Origin of the sequence: Vibrio sp. MMG023, assembly GCF_021654215.1 — a bacterium.
Lineage (GTDB): Bacteria > Pseudomonadota > Gammaproteobacteria > Enterobacterales > Vibrionaceae > Vibrio > Vibrio jasicida.
The window spans coordinates 379,244-404,706 of the sequence record NZ_JAKFZP010000005.1 but is presented as its reverse complement, the minus strand read 5'-3'; the positions used below and the strand labels follow the sequence as shown (position 1 = coordinate 404,706).

The 25,463-nt window shown below is 43.3% G+C and carries 28 protein-coding genes; 19 read left to right on the top strand and 9 right to left on the bottom strand.

The features are described 5' to 3' along the window. The first annotated feature begins 177 nt into the window (after positions 1-177). The 7 genes from L1076_RS18275 (at position 178) to L1076_RS18245 (ending at position 7,304) form a co-directional block, all read left to right on the top strand. Entirely contained in the window at positions 178-2,508 is a 2,331-nt protein-coding gene (locus tag L1076_RS18275; RefSeq protein WP_237304217.1) for an AAA family ATPase, read from the top strand. Next, positions 2,508-3,452 (top strand): hypothetical protein, encoded by a 945-nt coding sequence (locus tag L1076_RS18270; RefSeq protein WP_237304216.1) that lies wholly within the window; start codon positions 2,508-2,510, stop codon positions 3,450-3,452. Before L1076_RS18275 ends, L1076_RS18270 begins: the two co-directional genes overlap by 1 nt. A gap of 213 nt (positions 3,453-3,665) precedes the next feature. Then, complete coding sequence (locus tag L1076_RS18265) at positions 3,666-4,268, top strand: hypothetical protein (RefSeq protein WP_237304215.1); 603 nt, start codon at positions 3,666-3,668, stop codon at positions 4,266-4,268. A 12-nt stretch (positions 4,269-4,280) separates the two neighbouring features. Next, positions 4,281-4,721, top strand: coding sequence for a DUF488 domain-containing protein (locus tag L1076_RS18260; protein WP_237304214.1), 441 nt, complete (start codon positions 4,281-4,283; stop codon positions 4,719-4,721). Continuing rightward, positions 4,718-5,335 (top strand): DUF4326 domain-containing protein, encoded by a 618-nt coding sequence (locus L1076_RS18255; RefSeq protein ID WP_237304213.1) that lies wholly within the window; start codon positions 4,718-4,720, stop codon positions 5,333-5,335. The genes L1076_RS18260 and L1076_RS18255 overlap by 4 nt, the downstream gene beginning before the upstream one ends. An 86-nt stretch (positions 5,336-5,421) precedes the next feature. Continuing rightward, positions 5,422-6,552 (top strand): CRISPR-associated ring nuclease Csm6, encoded by a 1,131-nt coding sequence (gene csm6 / locus L1076_RS18250; protein ID WP_237304212.1) that lies wholly within the window; start codon positions 5,422-5,424, stop codon positions 6,550-6,552. A gap of 407 nt (positions 6,553-6,959) precedes the next feature. Then, positions 6,960-7,304 carry a DUF3802 family protein gene (locus L1076_RS18245; protein ID WP_038875014.1) on the top strand — a complete coding sequence of 115 codons (345 nt, stop codon included), beginning with the start codon at positions 6,960-6,962 and terminating at the stop codon, positions 7,302-7,304. Positions 7,305-7,338: 34 nt separating this feature from the next. Here the strand turns inward: L1076_RS18245 and L1076_RS18240 are convergent, their stop codons facing one another. Further along, positions 7,339-7,827 (bottom strand): NlpC/P60 family protein, encoded by a 489-nt coding sequence (locus L1076_RS18240; RefSeq protein WP_039977304.1) that lies wholly within the window; start codon positions 7,825-7,827, stop codon positions 7,339-7,341. A 139-nt stretch (positions 7,828-7,966) separates the two neighbouring features. Between L1076_RS18240 and L1076_RS18235 the strand changes: the two genes are divergently transcribed. The 7 genes from L1076_RS18235 (at position 7,967) to L1076_RS18205 (ending at position 12,802) form a co-directional block, all read left to right on the top strand. Further along, complete coding sequence (locus L1076_RS18235; protein WP_237304211.1) at positions 7,967-9,985, top strand: methyl-accepting chemotaxis protein; 2,019 nt, start codon at positions 7,967-7,969, stop codon at positions 9,983-9,985. Positions 9,986-10,192: 207 nt separating this feature from the next. Next, positions 10,193-10,606, top strand: a complete 414-nt coding sequence (locus L1076_RS18230; RefSeq protein WP_038875021.1) for an NUDIX domain-containing protein — start codon at positions 10,193-10,195, stop codon at positions 10,604-10,606. Next, entirely contained in the window at positions 10,596-11,012 is a 417-nt protein-coding gene (locus L1076_RS18225) for an NUDIX domain-containing protein (RefSeq protein ID WP_054756120.1), read from the top strand. The genes L1076_RS18230 and L1076_RS18225 overlap by 11 nt, the downstream gene beginning before the upstream one ends. Continuing rightward, the gene (locus L1076_RS18220) at positions 11,009-11,485 is read left to right on the top strand and encodes a hypothetical protein (protein WP_054756122.1); all 477 of its coding nucleotides are present in this window, start codon (positions 11,009-11,011) and stop codon (positions 11,483-11,485) included. Before L1076_RS18225 ends, L1076_RS18220 begins: the two co-directional genes overlap by 4 nt. A 150-nt stretch (positions 11,486-11,635) precedes the next feature. Then, the gene (locus tag L1076_RS18215; RefSeq protein ID WP_237304210.1) at positions 11,636-11,962 is read left to right on the top strand and encodes a YceK/YidQ family lipoprotein; all 327 of its coding nucleotides are present in this window, start codon (positions 11,636-11,638) and stop codon (positions 11,960-11,962) included. A gap of 201 nt (positions 11,963-12,163) precedes the next feature. Continuing rightward, the gene (locus L1076_RS18210) at positions 12,164-12,544 is read left to right on the top strand and encodes a hypothetical protein (protein ID WP_020197396.1); all 381 of its coding nucleotides are present in this window, start codon (positions 12,164-12,166) and stop codon (positions 12,542-12,544) included. Positions 12,545-12,583: 39 nt separating this feature from the next. Further along, the gene (locus tag L1076_RS18205; RefSeq protein WP_038872726.1) at positions 12,584-12,802 is read left to right on the top strand and encodes a hypothetical protein; all 219 of its coding nucleotides are present in this window, start codon (positions 12,584-12,586) and stop codon (positions 12,800-12,802) included. A gap of 6 nt (positions 12,803-12,808) precedes the next feature. Here the strand turns inward: L1076_RS18205 and L1076_RS18200 are convergent, their stop codons facing one another. After that, complete coding sequence (locus L1076_RS18200; protein WP_050566735.1) at positions 12,809-13,033, bottom strand: hypothetical protein; 225 nt, start codon at positions 13,031-13,033, stop codon at positions 12,809-12,811. Further along, positions 13,030-13,848: a sterol desaturase family protein gene (locus tag L1076_RS18195; RefSeq protein WP_237304209.1), complete on the bottom strand. Its 819-nt coding sequence runs from the start codon at positions 13,846-13,848 to the stop codon at positions 13,030-13,032. Before L1076_RS18195 ends, L1076_RS18200 begins: the two co-directional genes overlap by 4 nt. 183 nt (positions 13,849-14,031) lie before the next feature. On the opposite strand from L1076_RS18195, the gene L1076_RS18190 reads away from it, so the two are divergent. From L1076_RS18190 to L1076_RS18180, 3 genes are all read left to right on the top strand, one after another. After that, complete coding sequence (locus L1076_RS18190; protein WP_237304208.1) at positions 14,032-14,781, top strand: tRNA-uridine aminocarboxypropyltransferase; 750 nt, start codon at positions 14,032-14,034, stop codon at positions 14,779-14,781. Between the two features lie 173 nt (positions 14,782-14,954). Continuing rightward, complete coding sequence (gene nagK, locus L1076_RS18185) at positions 14,955-15,863, top strand: N-acetylglucosamine kinase (protein WP_005445828.1); 909 nt, start codon at positions 14,955-14,957, stop codon at positions 15,861-15,863. Between the two features lie 216 nt (positions 15,864-16,079). After that, positions 16,080-16,577, top strand: a complete 498-nt coding sequence (locus tag L1076_RS18180; protein ID WP_039977297.1) for a hypothetical protein — start codon at positions 16,080-16,082, stop codon at positions 16,575-16,577. Positions 16,578-16,650: 73 nt separating this feature from the next. On the opposite strand, the gene L1076_RS18175 is transcribed toward L1076_RS18180, so the two are convergent. The 6 genes from L1076_RS18175 to L1076_RS18150 form a co-directional block, all read right to left on the bottom strand. Next, positions 16,651-16,923 carry a DUF2960 domain-containing protein gene (locus tag L1076_RS18175; protein ID WP_237304207.1) on the bottom strand — a complete coding sequence of 91 codons (273 nt, stop codon included), beginning with the start codon at positions 16,921-16,923 and terminating at the stop codon, positions 16,651-16,653. Between the two features lie 74 nt (positions 16,924-16,997). Continuing rightward, complete coding sequence (locus tag L1076_RS18170) at positions 16,998-18,776, bottom strand: bifunctional molybdopterin-guanine dinucleotide biosynthesis adaptor protein MobB/molybdopterin molybdotransferase MoeA (RefSeq protein ID WP_237304206.1); 1,779 nt, start codon at positions 18,774-18,776, stop codon at positions 16,998-17,000. Beyond that, on the bottom strand, positions 18,773-19,360 hold the full coding sequence (mobA, locus tag L1076_RS18165) for a molybdenum cofactor guanylyltransferase MobA (RefSeq protein WP_237304205.1): 588 nt from the start codon (positions 19,358-19,360) through the stop codon (positions 18,773-18,775). Before mobA ends, L1076_RS18170 begins: the two co-directional genes overlap by 4 nt. Continuing rightward, positions 19,338-20,057 (bottom strand): energy-coupling factor ABC transporter ATP-binding protein, encoded by a 720-nt coding sequence (locus L1076_RS18160; RefSeq protein ID WP_005441550.1) that lies wholly within the window; start codon positions 20,055-20,057, stop codon positions 19,338-19,340. The genes mobA and L1076_RS18160 overlap by 23 nt, the downstream gene beginning before the upstream one ends. 43 nt (positions 20,058-20,100) lie before the next feature. After that, complete coding sequence (locus tag L1076_RS18155; protein WP_005427748.1) at positions 20,101-20,799, bottom strand: ABC transporter permease; 699 nt, start codon at positions 20,797-20,799, stop codon at positions 20,101-20,103. Between the two features lie 6 nt (positions 20,800-20,805). After that, a complete protein-coding gene (locus tag L1076_RS18150) occupies positions 20,806-21,624 on the bottom strand; it encodes a substrate-binding domain-containing protein (RefSeq protein WP_005441551.1) in 819 nt (272 codons plus the stop codon). A 343-nt stretch (positions 21,625-21,967) separates the two neighbouring features. Here L1076_RS18150 and L1076_RS18145 point away from each other — a divergent pair, with 343 nt between their 5' ends. After that, positions 21,968-23,419, top strand: a complete 1,452-nt coding sequence (locus tag L1076_RS18145; RefSeq protein WP_038872736.1) for a sigma-54 dependent transcriptional regulator — start codon at positions 21,968-21,970, stop codon at positions 23,417-23,419. Then, positions 23,409-25,451: a cache domain-containing protein gene (locus L1076_RS18140; RefSeq protein ID WP_039977293.1), complete on the top strand. Its 2,043-nt coding sequence runs from the start codon at positions 23,409-23,411 to the stop codon at positions 25,449-25,451. Before L1076_RS18145 ends, L1076_RS18140 begins: the two co-directional genes overlap by 11 nt. Positions 25,452-25,463 lie beyond the last annotated feature (12 nt).

The window sequence follows — 25,463 nt, the reverse complement described above, 5'->3', positions numbered from 1 at the left end:
GTCGCAGTGCCAATGGTTACACTACTGGTGAGTACGTATGGAACTTACCATCACCGCTGAAACCAAAGTTAAATAGTTACGATTACCGAACGTAATCTTACAAGCAAAATTGGGTTATTTCCGCCTTGTCGATCAAGCTCGACTTTGTCATACTCGAAAAAAATATGAAAAATTAGTATGGCATTTGATACTTTCACCTTTAGTAACTTTAAGAGCTTTGGTCCAAAGCCGCAAACCATCAACCGAAAGCCTCTCACTTTAGTTTACGGTCCAAACAGCGTCGGTAAGTCTTCTTTGTTGCATGCTATGATGTTAGCCGGCTATCAAGCGAACAATATACAACCTATCCATAAAAGTAGTCATTTCGCTGGTGATGTATTAAATCTAGGCGAAGGTAACAATTTTATTCATAAGAAAGCTAAGTATACCAGCTGTACATTGACTTACCGTTACAAGTCAGACCGTTTTTTAGATCACTTTAGAGGCAGTGGCTATCCAATTGCAAAGTCGTTAAAGGATAATGGTTTTAATATTGCTGATTTTACGTTTGAAAAATACATCACTTTTATTAAAAATATAAATTTGATGGGATATGTTTTGCCTAATCGTATAGTTTTATCTATGGCGATTGCTAACCCTAATGATTTGAATCTTGAAAGACATATTAAATATAACAAAAAGTATTTCAATCCAATGTTTAAAAAGTGTGGAGTGATAAGTTCAAAAGAAAAGCTTGCTTCTCTAATAGATGAAATTTCAAATAAGGCAAATAAAAATTACGACATTGAAAATATAAGTTTAAAATCGCTTATATCTATGTTTGATCTAGAGTTGTACAAGAATGAAGTTGATCAAGATTTTCTATCAAGCCAAGAATATGTTTTTTTGCGTGATGCATATCAATTATTTGGAAAGGACGTTTTTAAAGATAAATTTGAGTGTTTCAGTTATAACGCGTCGATAAAAAGAGCATTGAATAACAAGGGTTTTATTAAATTACTGTACGATATTGATATTAAAAACCACACATTGTCAAATAATGTTGATTGTATCAGTAGCTCTTTTAATGAGTTGGAACGAGCTCTAATTCATGTTATTGAATATTACACATATCACGAAGTTAATGCGCTTATTAAATGGGCGAGGGTATACACTTCAAGTGATGAGTCATCCGAGCAATTTCTTGATTATGAAAGAATATTGAAGAAACACTATGACGAAACATATGTTGAACTAGAGAAGTTAATAACTACTCCATTTTGCTCATCATTTGAATTGGAGTCGAAATTTAGTTATGGAAATAATCTTAAAGTATGTAAGTCTTCGAAAATAGAGCGGTCATCTATTGATGATGGAGCTGGTGAGTTACAAAGTAATAATTACTTTATTGATATGGTAGATAAAGTATCTCTAGAAGAACATTTTAAATTTCTCTCAGTCATATTTAGTGACGTCAATAGTAATATAGAAAGTGTTTACCCATACCTGCAAAACTCATTTTCTGGTGTAAACTACACCTTGAAGTGTGAGTCTTCAATACAATACTTTTCTCCTTTGCGTTTACTTCCTACTAGGTTAGATCTACAACTAAAAAGAGTTAAAGCCAATAAGCGTGAGGGTAAGCCACTACGAAATAGCACAATTTCTGATTTTACGAATAGTTTGGCTGTCAGACTTTATCTTGCTTATGTTCGCTCTGAACTTAGTGAACGAATGATACAAAAACTACCAAAAATATTCGTTGGTATTTTTATTAAGAAAGGAAAGTTTAATTACTTGCCTAGAATTTTTGCTGCTTTGTTTAGCTTACCTTATATTATTCCAAGACTTTTTAAAACCGACCAGCGATTTGTTGATGTAATTAATGAGTTCAAAGGTCAGAAATATAAAAAACGACTTGGTCGAGCTGAAAATAGCTTGCAGTTGTGGCATAGCCTAATTACTGACCCGTCGCACTTAGAGTCTGTTAATGATTGGCTTAGGGATGAGCGTAAGATCAATAACAGGTACCAAATTGTCGTACTAGACGGCGGTCAGAAGTTAAAACAACTTGCATTTAAAGATATGCAAAACGGTACACTGGTTTACCCTCAAGATATGGGGCTGGGAATTTCACAAATTCTACCGATCATTTTAGCATCAAAAATCCATCGCGAGCACAAAATCTACATCGAGCAGCCTGAACTCCATTTACATCCTGCTATGCAGTGTGAGATAGCTGATGATTTCATACAAAGTGTCAATGAACGAGATAATGAGTTTATTATCGAGAGTCATAGTGAACACATGCTACTTCGAATAATGCGTCGTATGAGAGAAACCGCTAATGGTGATCTTGCGCCAGATAGTCCACTCGCTCTTACGCCAAGCGATGTTTGTTTGCTTTACGTGGATAATAATGGTGAACATACCTATGTGAATGAACTTGAGTTAGATGAAGACGGTACATTACTTGATCCTTGGCCGAATGGCTTTTTTGAAGAGGGATATAAGGAGCGTTTTGCATAATGCTGAAAGAAGTATCATTCACTCCTCAAGTGTTCAGCCGTGATGTAATTGGAGATTTCTTATGGCGAGACGTATTACGTTTACTTGAGTTACTCAGTGACAGCGGGATCATTGTAGGTGCGCAAAAATCTGATTGGATTAAAGCTGTTTATGCTCAAATTGACAGTTTGGATGACAAACCCAAAAGCAAACTACTCGCAACACTATCGTTACTAAAAGAAAGAAATCGGCTTGTTTCGCATCCAAAACTTGATGATTGCCAACCTGAATCAGAAGAGGAGTGGCTTCAGGTTATTGAAAATATCCATGCTATTCGACATTTAGATACAATCTATTCTTCTGTAGGGGATAGTAGTAATACTAAGCATATTGAAGAGCTTGAAGATATCAATCTCTACAAAGAATATGGCGTCTCTGGTTCAACACAATTGCCAACAACAGGTAGTGTGTTGAAAGCGGTGCTTTTGCCATTTTTAAGCTACGCTAGAAAGCTCACTATCATAGATCCATATTTTCATTTGGATCAGGAAAGATACCAAGAGACTCTGATGCTTATTGCGCAGAGCTTTCGAGAACGTAGAGGGAAATATCAAGCGGGTAAGATTATTATCAATTGCAAATGGGATTCAAATAAAGAAGATTTTCGGTTAGGAGATTGGCGTAGGTTTCTCGCTCAATTGCATCTGAAGCAACACCACGAATGCACAGTGAATATTTGGCAACCTCAAAAAGGTTCAACAAAAATGCATGATAGATACATAATCACTGATCAAGCTGGTCTAGTAAGTGCTGCCGGTTTAGCCCGTGATAACAACCAAAACTCTGAATGGTCGCTTAAAAACTACGCAGAACTAGGGAGAATACTCGCACAATATAAGCCCAATTCTTCGCCTTTTGTATTGAAAGGGGTTGTTGATAGGCATGGTATAACGATATTAAATTAAATTTCTCCTATCATTTAATTTGTGAATATTTAGAGCTGACAGAGAGTAGGACTCTGTAGGCAGTTAATGTTTTTATAGCTCGATGCAAACAGACAATACATCACTTCGTAAGCTTATAAAAAATTGTTTCACCGCATAAATATTAATATACCTCCAGAACGATGAACTGTCTGTGAGGTAAGCAGTGTGTGCCTGAATCAATCGAGTTGCACAATGGTTGTGTTAGCGAATTCCATTAAAAAAGGTCAACGTTGTGTGGCTGGAAAATGTTTAGAAACCAAGAAATGGATTCGTCCGGTTGCTACACCTTTTGGTGCTGAGTTGACTACTATTCAATCTAGTGCTCGAAACCCATATGGAATTTATCCTGTAAAGACATTACAGAAGGTAAACATTTCATTTAAGGGAGCAGTACCGCTCGAAAATCAACCCGAGAATAGACTAGTAGATGGGTCTGAATGGCAACAGCGTTACAACGTTTCAAAGGATGAATTGACCCAGTTCTTGGATTACCCGAACAGCTTATGGGGACCTGGAACTCGTGTGAGTTATAGCGATATACAAAGCAAGTTGGTTCATGTAGAGCAGTCGTTATTCTTGGTGCGAGTTGATAATTTATCGCTTTACACTGCGGACTTTGGCTCTAAACGCAGAGCGACATTTTCATACAACGGATTCGATTATGATCTGCCTGTTACGTCACCTAATTTTGATGATTTAGTGTACAAGCAAGATGGCCTGATGGGCATTCTTTGTATTAGTCTTGGGGAAAATTACCAAGGGAATTGCTATAAAATTATTGCAGCTATCTATTGAGCAGGAAATGAAATGAAGATTTATACGATAGGCTTTACAAAGAAAAATGCGGAACGTTTCTTTTCGTTATTGAAGTCAAACGGTGTTGAAACTTTGATAGATGTAAGATTGAACAACGTATCTCAATTAGCCGGGTTTGCTAAAAAAGATGACTTAAAGTACTTCCTTAAAGAACTATGCAGTATTAACTATATTCATATGCCTGTATTTTCTCCCACGAAAGAGATCCTAGATGGTTACAAGAAAAAGAACCTTGATTGGAGAGAGTATGAGTCTCAGTTCAACCAGTTATTGACGGAGAGGAATGTGCATAACTTGTTTGAACCTGTTGAGTTAGATGGTGTTTGCTTTCTGTGTAGTGAACATGAAGCAGACCGATGTCATAGACGCCTAGTCGCTGAATTTATTGCAAAAAACGTTGACGTTGATATAGAGATAGAGCACTTACAATGATGAATACAGTATTAGTTTTATATCCAAAAGCGTTTAATTGTCAGTCAAAATTTAATAGGAAGCTGATTAACATTACCCGTAATATGAGTCACTACCGTTTAGTTTGCTTAAATGATTATAGAGGGTTGATTCGTCATTATTCGGCGGACTTTAATGTGAGTATGTCAGTAGAGAAAATATCGCTTGAAGATTTAGACTTTACCCATGCAATAGTTTTTGATGATGGCGAAGAGTTCGTTCAGCAGGTTCAAACTATTGAGGCACTAAATCGCCCGCTAAGGGTTATTAATGTATCAATTACGCGAGTGATTAACATAAAAAACAACCCAGAATTTAAAGAGACTTCCACAGATTCATATGAGTACATAGGGCGGGGCTCATATTGGGGAAATCCACACTCGATGTTTGAAACGTTTGAAGATAGTGATGAAGACCCGCGTGATGCTGTTATTCGAATGTTCAAGTATGACTTCGATTACGATAAGTTTTTGAATATTGATAAGAACAAGGTTTATGAGCTCGCAGGTAAACGCCTAGGCTGTTTTTGTAAGCCACAGGCTTGTCATGGTGACATCTTAGCGGACTATCTTAATCAGTGGGATGATGGAAAATAACTGCTTTAATACTTAAAACAATAAGTACTGCATCATTCGCTGATAGTCGTTTAATTCAAACAAGAAAGATTCTCAAGAAATAATTTATGAAAAACATACTGTTATCAACAACTGGGGCAAGTCCTCAAGTTCTTACTGAAACTCTGTTTGCAATAGCGCAAAGTGGACGTCCATTTCCAGATGAAGTGTATGTGATCACGACAATGAGTACCAAAGACATGCTACTCAACGGTTTGATCAGGGATGGGCACTTAGAAGCATTAAAGAATGAATATGAACTTCCAGAGTTTAAATTTGATGAGCGCAACGTTTGGTTAATAGAGAACGATAAAGGCGAATTCATTGATGATGCTAAATCCATAGAAGACCAGACTTTTATGGCCGACTTTATTACTCGTAAAGTTTATGAACTGGCTCTTGATGGAAACACTGCCATCCATGCATCATTAGCTGGTGGGCGAAAGACAATGGCATTTTATTTTGGCTATGCAATGTCTATGTTTGGTAGGGCCCAGGATACACTAAGTCATGTTTTTGTTGATGATGACTACGAATTTGTCAGAGATTTTTGGTATCCGACTAAACAGCCAAAATGGGTAACTGGTAAAAATGGACAAGGGGAAATAGACGTTAGTCAAGCCACGGTAACTCTCGCAGAAATACCGTTTGTGCGAATGCGAAATGCCATTGACCAACATATTTTCTCAAACATGGCGAATCTATCATTTAGTCAAACGGTGGCCATGCTGAACTCTTCTCATGAAGAGAAGGTCGCAGTTTCCATCGATATGTCATCAAAACTGCTCTCTGTCCATGGTGTAGATGTTGTGTTTACAGCAAAAGAACTCGCTTTCTATCTGTGGCTATTTGATAAAGGCGAAGCAGGGCTCCTAGTAGACCGCGACTTTGAAGATAAAGAAGAGCACGGCAGAGAGTTTTTAAATTATTATCAACAGATTGCTAAAGATCCTAGAGTCTTCGGTACGTTTGGTACGACACCTGAAGACTTCAAAGAAAACCAGCACACATCATTGGTTGGAATGGGGAAGGATTTTCTTCAACCTATTTGCTCAAACATAAATAAAAAGTTGAAAAAAGCGTTGCCAAGCCAGACCGTAAGTAAATTGGAAATAAAGTCCCAATCACACAAAGACAATCAGCGTTATGCAGTGTTGTTTTCTCAATCAGACGTAGTGGTTACTAGGGGTAAGGTGTAAATGGTAAGTCGACTCAAGTTCACCTAGGTTCATCGTGTGTGATGTTTGTAATTGTACTTTAGTAGGAACTAACAACTACAATCGCCTAATTAAGGGCTGATGTGTGAGGGATACCAGTTTAGCAAGCCTTGTAACTCTCAATGAAGGCTGTATGGAGCTTTAGCGAAGCGCTCCTCAATTTTACTAGTGTATATTACCTATATGTGAACCTCTTTACATTGTTTGTGGATGAAATCGAGTTCACAGGAAAGCCGTTGTAGTTTCTAATCTGGTTGATTAAAAAATATCCGGTTAGTGTGCCAGTTCTCATTAATATGAAATAAGTTAATGAAATTTTCTCGGCATGTCTTACTATTGAAACTAATTCGCTTTCATCTTCGAAGGCTTGCATTAAACGGAGAAAAACAGTGGTTGTAGAAACCGATGGATATCTCGCTCTTATAGAGCACCTGTCACTTAACTTAGATATTTTCACGTCTGAAATTGGTGACACAGGATCAGAAAGCATCGAAGATGTCGTGAATGACATGGTGGCGTCGAACATCATGGCGATTTTCGAACAAAACCCAGAACTGCATTCAAGTGTACGTTTCAAGCTACTTAAAGAAGCGGATGCCGTCGTTGAAGACCTTGGCGAAGTGTTAGCTGGCGTTTGGGGTAAGAAAGCGACCAACGAGCAAATTGCATTCCTTGATGAATACATTGCGCTAGTGAAAAACTTATTTGATACCGCTGTCGCGACTTACGATTGAATCTAGTCTCTCGTCATTTCGATCTAAAGAGGAGTTACATGGTAACTCTTCTTACTTGCCAAAACTTCGATGCCCAATAAGGGTTGTCTATTCTTGAAATGATCACGCCTTTCGATGTAGAAGCGTGCATAAACTGCTTATTCCCTAGATAGATACCAACATGGTAAGTGGTTCTTCTTGTTTTGAAAAACACTAGATCACCCTGTTGTGCATCTGACCAGCTCATCTCTACGCCTTGCTTAGATTGCTGTCTTGTCGTTCTTGGTAACGACATTTGATATGCCTCGACAAAGGCTTTCTGTACGAAGGCAGAACAATCAATACCAGACTTTTTGGTTCCACCCAAGCGATAAGGCGTGCCTTCCCACTCATCATAAAAGTCGAACAGGCCCCGATTGTCGGAGAGCAGTTCAGTAACAGGAAGAGAGACCTCAGCTTGTGTTTCTGGATCGGGGGCGGACGAACATGCACTAAGTAGTACACTGATTATCAAAGGAAAATAAATACGACGCACATCACCCACCTGTCATCCCTACAACTTAAAACTGAAATATTAATGTCATGACCAATACCTAGTATGGGCAGCAAATTACGTTTTGTCTCACTTCTGTGACGAATAAACGGAAAGTTGATTCAAACCCAAGAAAGAACATTAATTGATTATGACAACGCGCAAACGTCTACGCTTTTCTTTTTCACTGATTCAAACGATCAGTGCAACATTTTTAACTATCATCGCTCTTGTTATAGCTCTTTCTGTCTCAAGTTTCAAAGGAATGGAGCAGGTTGGCGAACAATTTGAAGAGTTGTCTCAAAAAGCGTTACCGATGGCGATGGCAAATGCGACACTGACAAGAAATGTTTTAGAGCAAGTAAAGTTGCTTAACTATGGAATGCAAATTTCTGATCCAGATGAACTTCCTCTCATCACCGCCAAAATTGACGCTCTCGCACAGCAAACTGAAGGTTTAATAGAACAAACATCGGGAGTCGCGGAACATTTATCTAACATGTTACAAGTAAATGTTCAGGAGTTGCATCAAGTCACCAATTCCATTTTATCGAAACAATCTGCGGTGATTAAAATGCAAAGCGACATTAACTCGGCCGTTGGTGGGTTTCGGTATGGGTTAAGTTCGATTGGTCCAGAGATGAACCGTATCAGCTCGTTTCTCAGCAACGACAACCCTGAATCGAGTGATGCGGCAAATCGATTCATTGCATCCGCGAGCTCGATGGAAAGCACTTTCTTGGTCATGATGATGCAAACCGAGCTAGAGAAAGCGGAGCAAGAATACAGAGAAATGCGAAACCGTATCGCTGGTATAAATCTCGCTTACGATGACTTCAAAGAATGGCACCCTGAAGTGACTGAGTTCGCCAGCCTAACAGCACCTTATGAGATGGTACAGGCAGGCTTCAAAGATGACGGGGTTTTGCGTTTGATTCTGGCGAAACTCGAACAGAGCGAACAGCAAAAAGTGGAGTTTCAACGTGCCTCTCAGCTCTCAAACGAAACCATGTATTTGCTCGACCAAGTATCTGATTCCGCCTCAGCGTTGATTGATGAGCGTGAAACTATTGTCCACAGTACCATTCAAAACGTCAGCTTAATGGTTGTTGTTGCCGCTGGCGTCATCTCGCTTGTGGTGTTAGCGACTTGGTTTGGCCTCCGTACTTGGATCAATCGAGGGTTGAAAAACATCCTTACTCGTCTCTCCGCTTTAACGGAACATGATTTCCGAGATAGAGCGCAAGAGATTGGCCCGTTTGAGCTTAAAGAAGTCGCACGCAAACTCAATCAAGTTATCGATTCAACACACGATTCGATTTCTACCGTCACACGTAACTGCGAAACCTTGTACCAAACCGCTGAGATAAGCCACGATGCGGCCGAGCAAACAAATCAAAGCTTAACTGTGCAAAATGAAGCGCTAGCGAGCATGGTGACGACCATTACTCAGTTAGAAGCATCGATTAGAGAGATCGCGACGGTGACAAATGCCTCTTCCGAAGATTCGCATTTAGCGACAGAACACACAGTGAAGGGGGTTGGTGTGGTAGAGCAAAACCGTCAGCGTTTGGAGTCTCTTGAAAGCTCCCTTAATTTGAACGAGCGGTCGATGTTAGAACTCGACCAACGAGTTAAGCAGATCCGCGAGATGGTAGACATGATCAGTGGTATTGCTGATAACACCAACTTACTTGCTTTGAATGCGGCGATTGAAGCGGCGCGTGCAGGGGAGCAAGGGCGAGGTTTCGCAGTCGTCGCCGATGAAGTACGCCAGTTAGCGAGTGATACGTCCCAACAAACCACAAATATTCGAGAGATGATGAATGAGCTGGTGGCTGCCGCAGAACGTTCACGTAAAGCGGTAAGTGAGTCGCGTGAAGAGATGGCGCATGCACTTCAATCGAGTCATGAAGTAAAGTCGGCTTTTTCGGATATCGATGCGGCGGTTCGACATATACAGCTACGTGTCGAACAGATTTCTGTTGCGACAGAAGAGCAAGAACGAGCAACAGCCGATGTATCGCAAGCCATTACACATATTTCTGACCAAGGTGAATACACTAAACTCCAATTAGAATCCATGGTTGAAAGCTCGGAACAAGTCGCAGACATCGCGGGGCACCAACAAGCGATGCTGCATAAATACGAACTGCATCAGGTGAGTTGATCCAGCATTAGGTAAGACCAAACCAACTTCCAATACGACCAAAGGCAGGGCATCGCTCTGCCTTTTTATTTTTTGACTCCAAGAGTGAGTGACCCAAATCGCAAATTGATTAACGGCACGGGAGAAATGTGTCATTAGTATTTGTTAATTCTTTGTTGTCGCTTCAGGGTTGTTAGAATGTTCCGTTAAATCAAGGGAGTGAGATGAATGCCGGAGCGAGCAAGTTTGATATTAATAAACGATCACCGAGAAGTTTTATTGATTGAACGAGTGAAGGGCGATAGACACTATTGGGTGTTTCCTGGCGGTAGTGTAGAGGATGGAGAAATTCTTTCTGAAGCGGCGAAACGCGAGGCACTGGAAGAAACCTCTATAGAGCTGACATCGCTCACACCTGTGTTTCAGATTCAAAATCAAGGCCGAAAGGATCATTACTTCTTATCCCATATCGGCTCAGCCACCCCTACGCTAGGTAGTGGCCCCGAACAACAAAGGCAATCGGCTTCCAATCAATATATTTTGAGATGGGTGAATTTTACTGAGCTAGCCATGTTGCCTCTCTTTCCAGTCGAGGCGAAACAAATATGCCTTCAGAGCGAGGAGGTACTCTGTGGTCGATAAAGTGTGTCCTCTGGTGTTACGAAAACAAAACCGCGAGATTCTTATTTTCAAACATCCTCTTGCGGGCGTTCAGTTGGTGAAAGGCACTGTTGAACCCTTCGATTACGACTTCTTCAGTGCGGCAAAAAGAGAATTGGCAGAAGAGTCGGGCATCGAATTGGTCAATCACACAACCTACTTAGGGGCTTGGGAGAGTGGGTTTAAAGAGCAACTTTGGCATTTCGTTTTGTGTGAATGTGAAGCATTGCCGGAACATTGGGTCTTCCACACTCAAGACGATGGTGGGCATGATTTCGAATTCTTTTGGCATGAAGTTACGAACGACATTTCTTCTCGTGCGCATCCTGTTTTTCAACGTGCTTTAGAACAGGTTCGTGAACTTATCCGCCTTGGAGCAATGAAGTGAAAGTTGAAATCGGTAATCACACGAATGCAGAGTTACTTAAAGAACTCAAAGAACAACGCATTCAATTCAATCCGTTTGCCTTACAGCTGTTTGAAGACCAAATGATACAAACCAAACAAGGTGGCCAGACATTGTCTGTATTGGTAACAACGCCTTCGGAATTGGGGGCACCTTTTGGCGCAACGCTGGCTGAGCTTCTTGCTCATGCAGCTCTGAAAGGGCTAGAGCCTTGTCCGCTCGCCGTCGCACCATACTTGTTACTTCAAGGTATTTCACTCACAAAAGACGAATACAAAACGCTAGCTTCTTTGCCTCTTGCTCAGGAAGAGACCTATCCCAGAGGTTTGTATTTGCGTAAGCGGGATGATGGTGTTTGGCTAAGAGGTTATCGATGTGATGATGCTTTTATCTTTCCTCCTTCGATGAAGTTTGTGTTCATTGATGCGAAGACTAAAGAGGGGGAGCAATATTGACGTTTGACTATTACTCGTTCCCGACAATTTCACTGGGAGATTTGTTGCAGCTTCTAAACCACATCCAAACGTCACATCTCACGTTTATCAGCAGTAAGCAAAGAAATACGTAAATCATTCTCACGAAGGAAACACAAACAAGGAAAGTTCATGAAAAAACGACTCGTCATATTGGCAGCCATTGTGTTGCAAGGTTGTGCCACGATAGAGACCCTAAACCCAACAAACAATCATGTGAGAATCTCTCATGAGGGGAAACGGAGCTACTGCGAGGAAATTCCAAGAGTTTATAGTGGAGTGAATTACAACATGTGCTTGTTGAATGGTGAGCCTAGCTATTCTGAAAACACGGGTTCCAAACTAGATGGGGTGCCTTTCTTTGTGTTTGATACTGCTTTTTCAGCGTTGGCTGATACCTTATTCCTACCATACACAATAACGATGCAGGCGCAGAAAGGGCCAATAGAGGTTAATTAAGCTTTCAAGCGAACCATCAAACCAAACGCTATGCTTTTATCAGGAGCGAAATGATAAGGAAGAACAGCCATTTTTGTTCTTTCAACCTCTCACGTACGGTTTAAAGGCACTGTCGCTCTCAAAAATGGCGTTGAAATTACAATTATTTAGCTGATTTCTATATGCTTTGCGCATTCATTCAGATAAGGAAAGGAAACGATAATGGATAAATTCGTACTGTTTCTCCTATGCCTTTGCCTGACAGTGGGTGGTGTCATCCACATTTACGACAATATTGTCGATGGCTTTTTGCCTTACGATTTTGCCCCAGGCTGGTTAAACATGTATTGGAGCGCGCTTGGTCTCCTTGATTTACTCGCCGTTTATTTGCTGATTAGGCACCGCCGGACTGGGTTGGTTTTACTGTTATTGATTATGTTGAGCAGCGTAGGCTTTAACTCTTATGCGCACTATGGATTGGGCGTATTGGAGAGCAGTGGACAGCTGCAATGGCAAACGTTGTTGTTAGGGTTTTCTATTGGAGTATCAATTTGGCTGTGGAATTCGCAAAAGCATCGCCATTCACGTCAGATATTCCGTTAATTATTGTTTTGTTATTAAGTATTTTTACAGGGATGAGAAATGGACAATTTTAAGGATCTCGCGAGCTTCGGAATTTTTGCCGCGCTATCGGGCTTTAGTTTTGGCGCAATCTTTTTTGGTGCTGCATTTGTTTACGCAGCCATCAATAAACAACAGGATGTGAGTGTATTCGCCATCTCTTCAATTGTTCTTGGGATTATCGGTTTGTTTGTTGGTGTGACCCAATCAAACAAAAAACGCGATTTGATTAAAGCCTAACGGTTTCTATTCAATCCGAAATACATTGGGATGAGTTGCGGTCGCGTGTTCGTGATACATATCATCTAGGTAGGTCAGTAACTCGTCTTCATCGAGAAAGGGCGGCACTACAAAGTCTCTGATTGGGCGCTTTATCGAAGTTTCCGAATCGATATAAAGCGTCCAAATCCCATCTTTGCATTCAGCAAGCATGATTTTTCCAAACACATTCACTTTCATTGAACTGCTCATGAGGAAGACTTTTCCTTGTAACGAAATGGCTGGGTGATCAGTTTATCCAACCTTTGCTCGTCTTTGTCGCGAATCTCTGGAACACCAATCACAACATCATCATGACCTAATTCCGGTTGAGCGCGGTAAGTGCCAAACAAACGATCCCATATCGACAAGAAGAAGCCAAAGTTTGAATGTGTCTCGCGCACGATGACAGAGTGGTGCACGCGGTGCATGTCTGGCGTCACAACCAATTTGCGTAACTTCGAATCCCAAGGTAGTGGCAGCTTTGCATTGCTATGGTTAAACATCGCGCTAGCATTCAATACGATTTCAAACACCACGAGGGCGATAGGAGACACGCCTAAAGCAAACACCGCAGCGATTTTTACAATCATTGAGAGAATGATTTCTATCGGGTGGAATCGTGTTCCGGTTGTGACATCGATATCCAAGTCTGCATGATGCATGCGGTGAAGTTTCCACAGCGGTTTAACGCGATGGAAAACTAAATGCTGCAGGTAGATGATGAGATCGAGTAACACAACGGCTATCAGCACATTTAACCAAGTCGGGAAGGAGAGTGCATTGAGTAGACCCCATTGGTTTTCATAAGCGATGATGGCTGCTTGGAAAGCGGCAATAGGCATGACAACGGCAATAACGACGCTATTTAGTGCGACCAATGTGAGGTTATTAAACCAGCGAAATGAACGGTCGACGGTCAACTGCTTTCTCGGTAGCTTGTTTTCCCACAGAGTACAAAGCAACAAAACACCAATAAAGATGCTGAGTCGTAGCCAAGAAGGGTCGTTAAATGCAGTTTCGGTCACGCTAATTTCCTTGATTGATTCGCTTATTTGTTAAGACCTTAAGACTCCACCGTATCTTTCACCGAGAAGAAAGGAATGTGAATATCAGTCCGTTTACGAGCATTTCTTGAGACTCACTGGCGATGCAAGTAGAATCGCGCTCTACTTTATACATGCACTTATTCTAACTGGCACTTTCTATCCATGAGAACCCACGCTTTCCATCGTTTATACCAGCACCGTCAATCTATCTCAACGAAGCCGTTTAACGCTCGTGGCTGTAAAGTGGTTCGCTGTCCATATTGTCAGGTTTCTGAGCAATATTGTTTGTGCGACATTCAGCCGAACATCGAATCCAATATTGCCTGCATGCTGGTCGTATCGGAAAACGAAGTGTTCAAGCCAAGCAATACCGGGCGTCTAATTGCTGATACGATTCAAGAGACCTACGTGTATCAATGGAATCGTACCGAGCCTTCTCAAGAGATGCTTGCACTGCTAGAAAACGATGCTTATCAACCTGTGGTTGTGTTCCCAGCAGATTACGTGGATGAGCCTGAGCGTTTATTGGATGGTTTGAATCCAGAGCGATTGAAGGCTTCCGATGGCTCAGATAAAAAATGGTTACTGATCTTCATTGATGGTAGCTGGCGAGAAGCGCGCAAGATCTTTCGCCGTTCAGAGTTTCTTAAATCTTTGCCTGTGCTTTCTATTGAGCCGGAATCACTGTCTGAATACATCATGCGCCGCTCGGACAATGAGCAGCATCTGTCTACAGCAGAGGTCGCGACGTTAGTGTTCAAACAGGCAGGTGAAGAACAAGCTTCGGAGTGTTTGCAATTGTGGTTTGAAGCCTTTCGTGAAACCTACATGCTGACGAAAACTCGAGTAAAAACTGACTGGTCTCGACCGCATCTGAAACATTTCAAAGAGTGGGCTAAAATCGAGAGCTAACTCTAAGGAATGAACTTTTGTTGATGGCTTGTTGTTCAACTGGCTTAAACGAGGGGATAAATCTGCATTCGGTCACGGTTTGCAGGCGTACAGATATGGATAATGCTCGGAGTTTATCTTTTTTGACTCCAGCATTTTTTGGGAGTCGTTTGAGCTTTTTAGGAGAGAATTGCATGTATTACGGCTTTGATGTCGGTGGCACTAAAATCGAGTTTGGTGCGTTTAACGAAAAACTTGAGCGTGTAGCAACTGAACGTGTACCAACACCAACAGACAACTACGATTTGCTGGTAGAAACTATCGCAGGTCTGGTTAACAAATACGATGCGGAATTTGGTTGTGAAGGTACGATTGGTCTTGGTCTTCCTGGGATGGAAGACGCTGATGATGCAACTGTACTAACGGTTAACGTACCTGCAGCAAAAGGCAAACCACTTCGTGCTGATCTTGAAGCTAAAATCGGTCGCAGCGTAAAAATTGAAAACGATGCAAACTGTTTCGCGCTTTCTGAAGCATGGGATGAAGACCTTCAAGATGAACCATCTGTATTGGGTTTGATCCTTGGTACTGGTTTTGGCGGCGGCTTTATCTACGAAGGTAAAGTATTCTCTGGCCGTAACCACGTAGCGGGTGAGGTAGGTCATACACGTCTTCCTATCGACGCATGGTTCCACCTAGGCGAAAACGCACCTCTACTAGGTTGTGGTTGTGAAAAGAAAGGTTGTCTAGATAGCTACCTATCTGGTCGTGGTTTCGAGCTTCTTTACGCGCATTACTACGGCGAAGAGAAGAAAGCGATCGATATCATTAAGTCACACGCAGAAGGCGAAGCAAAAGCGGTTGAGCACGTTGAGCGCTTTATGGAGCTTCTAGCAATCTGCTTCGCGAACCTGTTTACTGCGACTGACCCACACGTTGTTGTACTAGGCGGCGGTCTATCTAACTTCGAACTGATTTACGAAGAGATGCCAAAACGTATTCCTAAGTACCTACTTTCTGTAGCGAAGTGCCCGAAGATCATCAAAGCAAAACATGGTGATTCAGGCGGCGTACGTGGTGCTGCGTTCCTAAACATCAAATAATCGTCTGAGTTTTCGGTAAGCGAAAACACATAAGACCAGAATTGAAAGCCTCGTTTTCCCTTAAGGTGAAACGAGGCTTTTTTATTTTTATCGAACCATCCTGCTGCTTTGTATTATTGAGCTGCCATCTTTACCCAGCTTTACGCTTCGTTTACGTCCCTTGAACTCTCGTTTGATAAGCTGTTTGTATTGCTTCCACGAACAGTAGGAATGAAGATGTTTAACTCATCAAAATTGCGCTACGGCGTTCTTAGCATCGCCTTAGTTGGTATGGTTTCACCGACGTTTGCTAAGCCTTCAGCACCTAAGCCACCAAAGCATGGAAAGAAGGTGGTGGTGGTAAAGCCTGTCTACCGTCCCGTTTATAAAGCGCCAGTTCACCGTGTATACCATTACAATAAAATTCCGAGAACCGCGACTTACCTAGTGATAGCGGGGATCACTTATGCCGTCGTGGATAATGTCTATTACAAGCGAAGTGGCGATCAGTATATTTACGTGGAGCAACCTCCGGTATCTGTGCAAAGCCAAGTGAATACGGGGAGTACCACTGTCGTATCAAATAAGGGGATGGCAGGTAAGATAGTCGACGTGTTGCCGAATGAAGCAACCACGGTGACCGTTAATGGGGCGACTTTCTACGTTCAAGGCAGTGACTGGTATGCGCCAATTGCGGGAACGAACCAGTTTGTGATCGTAGAGCCTCAGCTATAGTGTGTTGATTTTGGATTTCATACATAAAAAAACTCGCGATTTGCCGCGAGTTTTTTGTTTTTAACTTTTGTGGTTAAGCTTGTTTGTTCTTTTTACCTACGCCCAAGTTTTCTTTTTGAGCTAGGGTGATTTTGCTAAAGCCTAATTTTCTGAAATGATTGTCGCGGTAGTTACGTACTGCCTTCGTGTCAGATACTGCTTCGATTTGCTGCTCCATCTTTAGGTACTCAGTGATGTCGATACCTTCCGCCTCTGCAACTGCTTCTTGAATGTTGCGGTGTTGCTGGTACGAGAACGTCAGTTCTTTGTCTTGGTCTTTGTAAGTGTAAAGAATGGTGCGAGCCATAGCTGTCTCTCTGAAAAATTTTTCTGTTATCAATAAAAAGGTCAGACGTGCTGACCTTTGAATTCTGAATCGGCCTAGATTCTGCCTTGAAGTGGGATAATTGTCACGCTTTCTCCCGTTTTTACTGTATCAACAGCAGGGGAGATTTCGATCAAACAGTTTGCCTCACTCATTGAGCGCAGAATACCAGAGCCTTGTTTGCCTGTTGTGCGAACGGTTAGACGACCTGTTTCGTCTAGCTCGTAGATACCACGGCTAAACTCGGTACGACCTTGGCGAGAGCGCAGATTTTCTGCCGCAATAGCAATGACTTTAAGTGGCTTCCAACCTTGTTGACCTTGCATTTTACGCAGAGCAGGTTCAACAAAGTTGATGAATGAAACCATCACAGCCACAGGGTTACCCGGCAAACCAAAGAAAGGCTTATCGTTGATTTGACCGAACGCAAGCGGACGACCAGGGCGCATGTTGATACGCCAGAAATCAATTTGCCCAAGTTTGTCCAATGCCAGCTTAATGTAATCCGCATCGCCAACGGAAACTCCGCCAGAAGTCATCACTACGTCGGCTTGCGCAGAAGCATTTTCAAGCGCTTCAATCATCAACTGCTCGTTATCTTCTAGGATACCGAAATCCAAGATCTCGCAACCTAACTTCTCTAACATGCCCATGATGGTGAAACGGTTTGAATCGTAGATTGAATTCGCTTTCTGTTCTGTACCCGGCGCTTGAACTTCGTCACCGGTAGAGAACACGGCAACTTTCAACTTGCGGAACACGTTCGTTTCGCCAAAGCCAAGAGAAGCAATCATGCCCATCTCAGGAGAAGCTAGACGAGTGCCTGCAGTAAACACATCGCTACCAATTGCTAAGTCTTCGCCCGCTTGGCGAACGTTTTGACCGGTTTTGATGCCCGCACCATTGAACGTGACAGTATCGCCATCTTGGGAAGCTTGTTCACGCATAACAACAGTATCACCATTGATAGGGGTTGGTGCGCCTGTCATGATCTTAACAGCTTGACCAACTTCCAGAGGTTGATCGTAAGCGTGACCCGCCATCACTTCAGCAACCACTTGGTAGCTTTCACGCTCGACGTCATCACCGCGAATGGCGTAACCGTCCATCGCTGAGTTGGTGTATTGCGGAACATTCACTGGTGACACAACATGCTCTGCAAGCACACGACCGTATGCACCTTCAATCTTGCACGCTTCGGTTTCAGCAACCGTGTTCACCAAAGATAGGATCTTTTCTTGGCCTTGAACGACAGAAAGGAAAGCTGGAGAAAGGGTATCGCAGCAAGCGGCTTCTTTCTCTTTACTCTTTGGCGCTTTCGCTTCTTGAACATACTGAATAACGAACTGAGCAATCGCTTCAAGATCGTTGATGTTCATTTGTGGCAGTTCAGAGTCCAATTCGCCGCTGTCTGAAGCAATCGCGATGATGTTGTCATCGTTTGGATGAAGCCAAGGCTTGCCGACTTCTTCACGGTGCAATTCGATCTTAGGGAACGCAATGTTTTTGCAGCCTTCCACTAGAACCACGTCTAGCTTGTTTTCATCAAAACGCGTTAGTAGGTAATCAAACTCCGATTCTGACTCTGGCGTTTCTGTCATCAGTGCGAAGCGGTTACGAGAAGAGATCAGCATTTGCGATGCGCCTGCTTTACGTAGGCGATGGCTGTCTTTGCCCGGTTGGTCGACATCGAAGTTATGGTGAGCGTGCTTTAGCATACCGATGCGTAAACCTGCTTCGGTCAACTTTGGTAGTAATGCTTCAAGTAGCGTAGTTTTGCCCGTACCAGAGTAGGCAGCAAAACCAAGAATAGGGATGTTTAGCGTGTGTTTCATGATTCAAGTTGTCCAAATTGCGCCAATTCTTCAGGCGTATTTAAGTTGACGAAACAGTTTGGTGAGTCGCTAAAGTCAACGTAACTGGTGTTGCACTCTTTGTAGAGTAGGATGATCTTACGATCGCCACGTTCTAAAAACGCGGTCAGCTTTGGCAGTACGCGCTTGTGATAAAGCGTGAAGACGGGTTGCTGGTGGTCGCCATCATGAGCAACCAAAATATCGGTGTCTTCTTCTACTGCATTACAAAAACGCTTAACAAGATCAGTGTTGATTTGTGGGCTGTCGCAAGGAACGAAGCCAACCCAGTCGGTTTCTGCATGAACCAAGCCCGCGTGTATACCGCCCATCGGACCTGGGAAATCTTTAAATTGATCGCTGAAGACGAAACCAAACGCACGGTATGCGTATTGGTTTCGGTTCGCATTGATTAGAATGCGTGGTGTTTGCGGAGATAAACGTTCGATAACGTGTTCGATGAGTGGCTTCTGATTCAGTTCGATCAGACCTTTGTCTTTTCCACCCATACGGCTGGCTTGACCACCAGCCAAAATGACCCAACTAGTTTGTGTTGGCTGAAGCATATGCGTTCTCTTGGGATGTTTCTTTTGGTATGACATACAAGAGTGGAGACTCTACCAAAGTCTTGTCTTTAATCCACCACTGTTTTTTACATAAATCCGTCAACGCGTTCGCTTGGTGGCTAGTCACAACAATACTAGAACCGCGATCAAGCAGATCTTTTGCCATGATAACCAGACGTTCAATCGACTCTTGGTCGAGAGAGGCACTTGGTTCGTCCATCAACAAAATCGATGGTTTTAAGATCCAAGCTCGTGCCATTGCTACGCGTTGCTTCTCACCGCCGGACAATACAGAGATATGTTCGTCGGCTAAGGTTTCTAACCCTACCATGCGTAGCGCACTAATAACTTGAGCTCGCTTATCTTTTGCCGTGTCTTGTTGATATTTAACTCCATAAACGACGTTTTCATAAACAGTGCCGTCAAAAAGGTAAGGAGACTGATGGAGATAAATCACATCAACACGACCATTGCGGCGCGTCCACTTCTTCAACCAAGTATCTTTCGGTGCCACCACTTTACCCGTTGAAGGCTTTAGCAAACCTGCAAGGATCTTGAGTAGGGTGGTTTTACCAACGCCATTGTCACCTTTTAGGTAAATCGCGTCGTTTGGACCAATGGCCAATTCAGGGATGTGGAAAAGCACACGCTCTTTAAAGCGCATGGACAATTGCTCGGCGGTAATTTTTATAGTCATAATTCACCCTTACATTGGGTCGATGGCGAGTCGATTGCTTGCTTCATGTTCTTAGATAGCCTTTGCCTCTCATGCTCGATAAGAGGAAGTTGAGCGCTAACGCTAACGATAGTAATACAATTCCTAATGCAACTCCTTGCGCAAAAGCACCTTTACTACTTTCCATAGCAATGGCAGTCGGAATATTACGAGTTACGCCCATAATGTTGCCACCAACCATCATTGAACAGCCTACCTCTGTGACGATTCGTGAGAATCCCGCAATGATAGCTGCCAATAAAGGAAAACGTGTCTCCCAGATCATAGTAGCAGCGATACGAGGGATTGACGCACCTAACGTAATCGCTGTTTCAACTGCGCGACGGTCACTTGATTGAAGCGCGCCGTGCATCATGGAAACCAGAACCGGAAAACAGACGATCATTTGTCCTAAGATCATGGCTTTTTGCGTAAACAGCATTTGCCAATCACCCAAAGGGCCTGCTCTTGAGAGCATCATGTACAGCAGCAAACCAATCACGACCGTTGGCACCGCCTGCAAGGTATTCACAATGGACAGTAAGAACCACTTACCACGAAAGTCGGTGTAAGCTAGGACAAAGGACATCAAAATAGACGGCAACACCACCAAAGATATTGCCGTAATAGAAACACTAAAGGAGACCGCAACGATCTCCCATAGGTCTGCATCAAAATTCACCAGTAAGCGCAAGGCTTCTAGTGTTGTATCAGCAAGATTCATATTGCGTTATTTGCTCTCAGCATTCGCAACGAACAATTGTTTACCATTTAGACGGAAGCCATTGATCAGCTCTTGACCGCGTGGGTTCACCAACCAATCACTGAATGCCTTCGCACCTTGGTAATTGATGGTTGGGTAACGCTCTGGGTTCACCAAAATCACTTGGTACGGGTTAAACAGTTTTTCGTCGCCTTGGAATAGAATCGCAAGATCCAATTTGTTTTGGTAAGCCAACCAAGTGCCACGGTCAGTCATGGTGTAGCCTTGCATTTCTGACGCCATGTTTAGAGTAGGACCCATGCCTTGGCCTACACTGCGGTAGCCACCAAAGTTTGGTTCCATCTTAGTTTGCGCCCAAATGCCCAATTCTTTTTTGTGTGTACCAGAATCATCGCCACGAGAGATAAATGTCGCGTCTTTGTTTGCGATCTCTTTGAATACATCTAGTACTGACGCATCGTCTTTTACTTGCGCTGGGTCAGCTTTAGGGCCAACGATAACGAAATCGTTATACATCAGTTTACGAGGAAGGACGCCGTAGCCGTTCTCAACAAACACACCTTCTGCTTTAGGTGCGTGTGTCATAACCAAATCAACGTCGCCGTTTTCACCCATCTTCAGCGCTTTACCAGTACCAGCAGCGATGATATCTACTTTGTAGCCAGTGTCTTTTTCAAATTGAGGAAGTAGGTAGTCCAGTAAGCCAGAGTGGTAAGTACTTGTTGTTGTCGCCAGACGAATGTGTTCGCCATCTTGAGCTGAAAAAGCAGAGTAGCTTACAAGAGTGATCGACGTTGCAGCTAGAGTCAGCGCAATTTTTTTCATTTTAGTTGTTTCCTTTCCAATGATTCTTTGGCTTCTTAAGTCTTGGGTTACTAAAGAAGTCGCCAGAGCGTCAGAGAGCGCTCAAATCACAAGCTACCTTAGGGTGAGGGAGCGAGAAGCGATGGTATTGCATTAATGTCTCCCACATCCTGACGTCACTTGGACACTCCATATAGCAAACAAGATGCCAACATTTTACAAGCTCAAAATGTTTGATTTATGCGCTAATTCATGGACTTATTTGCATAAAAATTTGCGTTGGTACAAAATGTCGCACTTTTTGTAGGGTATCTCTGTTTAAACTTGGTACACTCTGTCCCATTCCAATCCAACTGGGGTAAATATGTCTACTCAATCCCATATTAGTACAAACCAACAATACAACGCTTTTTCAGTACTGGTCGTTGATGACGAACTCGGTATGCAAGCCATCCTTAAAAAGGCTCTGGGCAAACTGTTTTCGCAAGTCGATACAGCGGGCAGCATTGAAGAAGCGGAAGAGCTACGTAACTCACGCCACTACGATTTGATTCTGTTGGATATCAACTTGCCGGGGCGTTCAGGGATTGAATGGGAAGAGGCGTTTGAAGATGACGACAAACGCGCGGATGTCATCTTCATGACTGGCTACGCGGATTTGGAAATTGCAATTCGAGCACTGCAGCTTGGTGCGTCGGACTTTATCCTCAAGCCGTTTAACCTAGAGCAGATGTTGAAAGCGGTCAGCCGCTGTATGGATCGTCGTTTGACTGAGCGCATGCAATACGCGATGAAACGTGACTATCAGCGTCTTCACACGTCAGAAATCATTGGCGGCTCTGAGAAAACCCGTCAACTCAAACAGCTGATTACCCAGTTTGCGCCTTCTCGCGCATCAGTCTTGGTCGAAGGTGAGTCGGGAACAGGTAAAGAGCTCGTTGCGCGCGGCATTCACCAAGCGAGTGGTCGCACAGGACCATTTGTCCCACTTAACTGTGGTGCGATTGCACCAGAGCTTTTAGAGAGTGAACTATTCGGGCATACCTCAGGTGCTTTCACGGGCGCTAAAAAGTCTCGTGAAGGCCTTTTCCGCGTAGCGAACGGAGGTACATTATTCCTTGATGAAATTGGTGAAATGCCGTTATCCATGCAAGCGTCACTGCTGCGCGTGTTAGAGCAGCGTACCATTCGTCCGGTCGGTTCTGAACGCGAAATCAGCATTGATGTGCGCATTGTCGCGGCGACCAACCGCAACCTGCAAGAAGAGGTCAACAAAGGCAACTTCCGTAGCGACCTTTACTACCGTTTGAACGTGTTGAAGATCGAAGTCGCTCCCCTGCGTGAGCGCAAAACCGATTTGTTCGAGCTTGTGCCTTATTTTAGCAACATGCTAACGAGCGAACTGGGTATGCAAGCACCGAAGTGGGCGCATGAGGATATGGAAGCGATGAGTGAGTACGAATGGCCAGGTAATATTCGTGAGCTGAAAAACCTCATTGAGCGCTGCATCTTGTTAGGCAAACCGCCCGCGCACCATTGGCGTGAATTGAATGGAGGACATGCGCTGCCTAACGTGTCGATTACGGTTTCTCATACTGCAGAGCTGCCAACATTCAAAGAGGGCAGAGAGTTCAGCGGTGAAGGTTATCCAAACACTTGGACACTAAAAGAGGTTGAAAAAGCGCATATACAACAAGTAGTTACTCTTCATGAAGGCAATAAATCTGCCGCTTCACGTGATTTGGGTGTGGCAAGAAAAACCCTAGAGCGCAAATACAAAGAGTGGGACTCTGAGGACGAGGATTATGCCGAATAGTACTTGGCAGCAACGCAAGGGATTGTCTAAATGGGCGTATCGGTTCAAAACAATGGTGCGCTATCGATTATTGATTTTGACCTCCGCGCCAATCTTTTTAACGTCATTGGCATTGATTGGTATCACGATCTATTGGTCGATTCACTATACGTGGCAAAATGCGCTGCTGGACGTATCAGAACGTCTTGGTGTGGCCAATAACAGCATCACCTTGCTACAACAAAAACAAGCGAACTACGTGAAATCGTTCGCGGACTCTTATGATTTTCGTACCCGAGTGAACCAAAATGTCCCACAAGCAGAATTGCAAAAGTGGGTGACTGCGCAGAAGAAACGCTACGGGTTGGATTTTTTGTCCTTCCAACGTGTTAATTCGATGGAAAACAAATTCCGCTTTATGGATTTAACCAAGCGCGAATCTTTCTTCGATGTTCTGGACAGAAAAGAACTGGAAAAGCTAGACCCCGAACTCGCAAAACGTGCTGAAGTACCGATTCTAAAAAATGGTGGTGTGGAAGCGCGTGGCTTGGTGAGTCGAACCGTAATACCGGTTTACAGCCAGCAGAATGATTTAATTGGCTTCTTAGATGGCGGTTTGCTGCTCAACAACAGCACGGTATTGGTCGATCAAATTCGTGATCTTATCTATTTGAGTGATAACGACACCCTCCGTCCAGTGGGGACTCTGACGGTATTTTTGGATGATCTTCGTGTTAGTACCAATGTTCCCTTAGACAGTGACCAACGTTTGGGGCGCGCTATTGGTACGCGAGTGAGTTCTGAGGTGTACAACAAGGTATTGGAGGAAGGTGAGCAATGGGTCGACCGCGCGTTTGTTTACGATGCTTGGTATATCACCGCATATCAGCCAATCAAAGACCAATACGATAATGTCATCGGTATGCTCTACACCGGTTACTTGATGTGGCCATTCGTAAAAGCCTACATGACCAATATCGTCGAGATAAGCTTGATCACTTTAATGCTGCTCTTAGTTTCTGGTGTGATGGTATATCGAGGCTCGCGAGACTTATTCCGTCCAATTGAACGCATCCATAAAGTCGTGAAATTAGTTCAGTTGGGTAAAGAAAAACGTATTGGGCCTCTCGGACTAGACGAACACCACGAGCTGGCTCAGTTAGCTCGCCAATTCGACAATATGTTGGATGCACTTGAAGATCGTAAAGTCGAGCTTAAAAACTCTGCGATGCAACTTGAAGGTAAAGTTCAAAAACGTACGGCGAGTTTGAAGGAAAAAACAGAACAGCTCGAACTCCATATTCAGCTGCTCAACCAAACGCGTGACAAACTGGTGGTCAACGAAAAGCTTGCCGCACTGGGTGAGTTAACTGCGGGTATTGCACACGAGATTAACAACCCAACCGCAGTGATTCTGGGTAACGTTGAATTGATTCAGTTTGAGTTAGGTGAAGAGGCAAGCCGCGTTCAGGAAGAAATTGACGCCATTCACGCTCAAATTGACCGTATTCGTAATATCACGCGTAGTTTACTGCAATACAGCCGTCAGGGTGGTGTGCAAGACGAAATTACGTGGCAACACGTGAACCCAATCATCGATGAGAGTATTACGCTGGTTAAAACCGGTACTAAGAAGCGCGACATCGAGTTTGTCACCGATTTACAGGCTCATACTTCGGTCGAGATCAATCGCCACCACTTGTTGCAGATTCTAGTGAACTTGCAGATGAATGGCATTCATGCGATGGACGGCAGAGGTAAGCTAACCGTCGTGAGTGAAGATTGGATTGAAGACGGCGAACTGAAAGGCGCAGCGATTCATGTCACCGATGAAGGTTGCGGTATCAAGCCAGAAAACTTAAGTCGTATCTTCTCGCCGTTCTATACAACTAAGCGTGACGGTACTGGTCTAGGGCTTTCTGTTTCGCAAAGTATTCTTAGCCAAACAGGCGGCGAACTAAAAGCTGAATCGGAATGGGGCAAAGGAAGCACATTCAGTATCTATCTGCCTAAAAAAGCCGAGTTGCTACTTGACGTTATGAATATTGTTTAGCGCTACTCTTGA

Coding starts and splice junctions, on each gene's coding strand:
- L1076_RS18275 (WP_237304217.1), top strand. CDS start 178: ATGGCATTTGATACTTTCACCTTTAGTAACTTTAAGAGCTTTGGTCCA.
- L1076_RS18270 (WP_237304216.1), top strand. CDS start 2,508: ATGCTGAAAGAAGTATCATTCACTCCTCAAGTGTTCAGCCGTGATGTA.
- L1076_RS18265 (WP_237304215.1), top strand. CDS start 3,666: ATGGTTGTGTTAGCGAATTCCATTAAAAAAGGTCAACGTTGTGTGGCT.
- L1076_RS18260 (WP_237304214.1), top strand. CDS start 4,281: ATGAAGATTTATACGATAGGCTTTACAAAGAAAAATGCGGAACGTTTC.
- L1076_RS18255 (WP_237304213.1), top strand. CDS start 4,718: ATGATGAATACAGTATTAGTTTTATATCCAAAAGCGTTTAATTGTCAG.
- csm6 (WP_237304212.1), top strand. CDS start 5,422: ATGAAAAACATACTGTTATCAACAACTGGGGCAAGTCCTCAAGTTCTT.
- L1076_RS18235 (WP_237304211.1), top strand. CDS start 7,967: ATGACAACGCGCAAACGTCTACGCTTTTCTTTTTCACTGATTCAAACG.
- L1076_RS18230 (WP_038875021.1), top strand. CDS start 10,193: ATGCCGGAGCGAGCAAGTTTGATATTAATAAACGATCACCGAGAAGTT.
- L1076_RS18215 (WP_237304210.1), top strand. CDS start 11,636: ATGAAAAAACGACTCGTCATATTGGCAGCCATTGTGTTGCAAGGTTGT.
- L1076_RS18210 (WP_020197396.1), top strand. CDS start 12,164: ATGGATAAATTCGTACTGTTTCTCCTATGCCTTTGCCTGACAGTGGGT.
- L1076_RS18205 (WP_038872726.1), top strand. CDS start 12,584: ATGGACAATTTTAAGGATCTCGCGAGCTTCGGAATTTTTGCCGCGCTA.
- L1076_RS18200 (WP_050566735.1), bottom strand. CDS start 13,033: ATGAGCAGTTCAATGAAAGTGAATGTGTTTGGAAAAATCATGCTTGCT.
- L1076_RS18190 (WP_237304208.1), top strand. CDS start 14,032: ATGAGAACCCACGCTTTCCATCGTTTATACCAGCACCGTCAATCTATC.
- nagK (WP_005445828.1), top strand. CDS start 14,955: ATGTATTACGGCTTTGATGTCGGTGGCACTAAAATCGAGTTTGGTGCG.
- L1076_RS18180 (WP_039977297.1), top strand. CDS start 16,080: ATGTTTAACTCATCAAAATTGCGCTACGGCGTTCTTAGCATCGCCTTA.
- L1076_RS18175 (WP_237304207.1), bottom strand. CDS start 16,923: ATGGCTCGCACCATTCTTTACACTTACAAAGACCAAGACAAAGAACTG.
- L1076_RS18170 (WP_237304206.1), bottom strand. CDS start 18,776: ATGAAACACACGCTAAACATCCCTATTCTTGGTTTTGCTGCCTACTCT.
- mobA (WP_237304205.1), bottom strand. CDS start 19,360: ATGCTTCAGCCAACACAAACTAGTTGGGTCATTTTGGCTGGTGGTCAA.
- L1076_RS18160 (WP_005441550.1), bottom strand. CDS start 20,057: ATGACTATAAAAATTACCGCCGAGCAATTGTCCATGCGCTTTAAAGAG.
- L1076_RS18155 (WP_005427748.1), bottom strand. CDS start 20,799: ATGAATCTTGCTGATACAACACTAGAAGCCTTGCGCTTACTGGTGAAT.
- L1076_RS18150 (WP_005441551.1), bottom strand. CDS start 21,624: ATGAAAAAAATTGCGCTGACTCTAGCTGCAACGTCGATCACTCTTGTA.
- L1076_RS18145 (WP_038872736.1), top strand. CDS start 21,968: ATGTCTACTCAATCCCATATTAGTACAAACCAACAATACAACGCTTTT.
- L1076_RS18140 (WP_039977293.1), top strand. CDS start 23,409: ATGCCGAATAGTACTTGGCAGCAACGCAAGGGATTGTCTAAATGGGCG.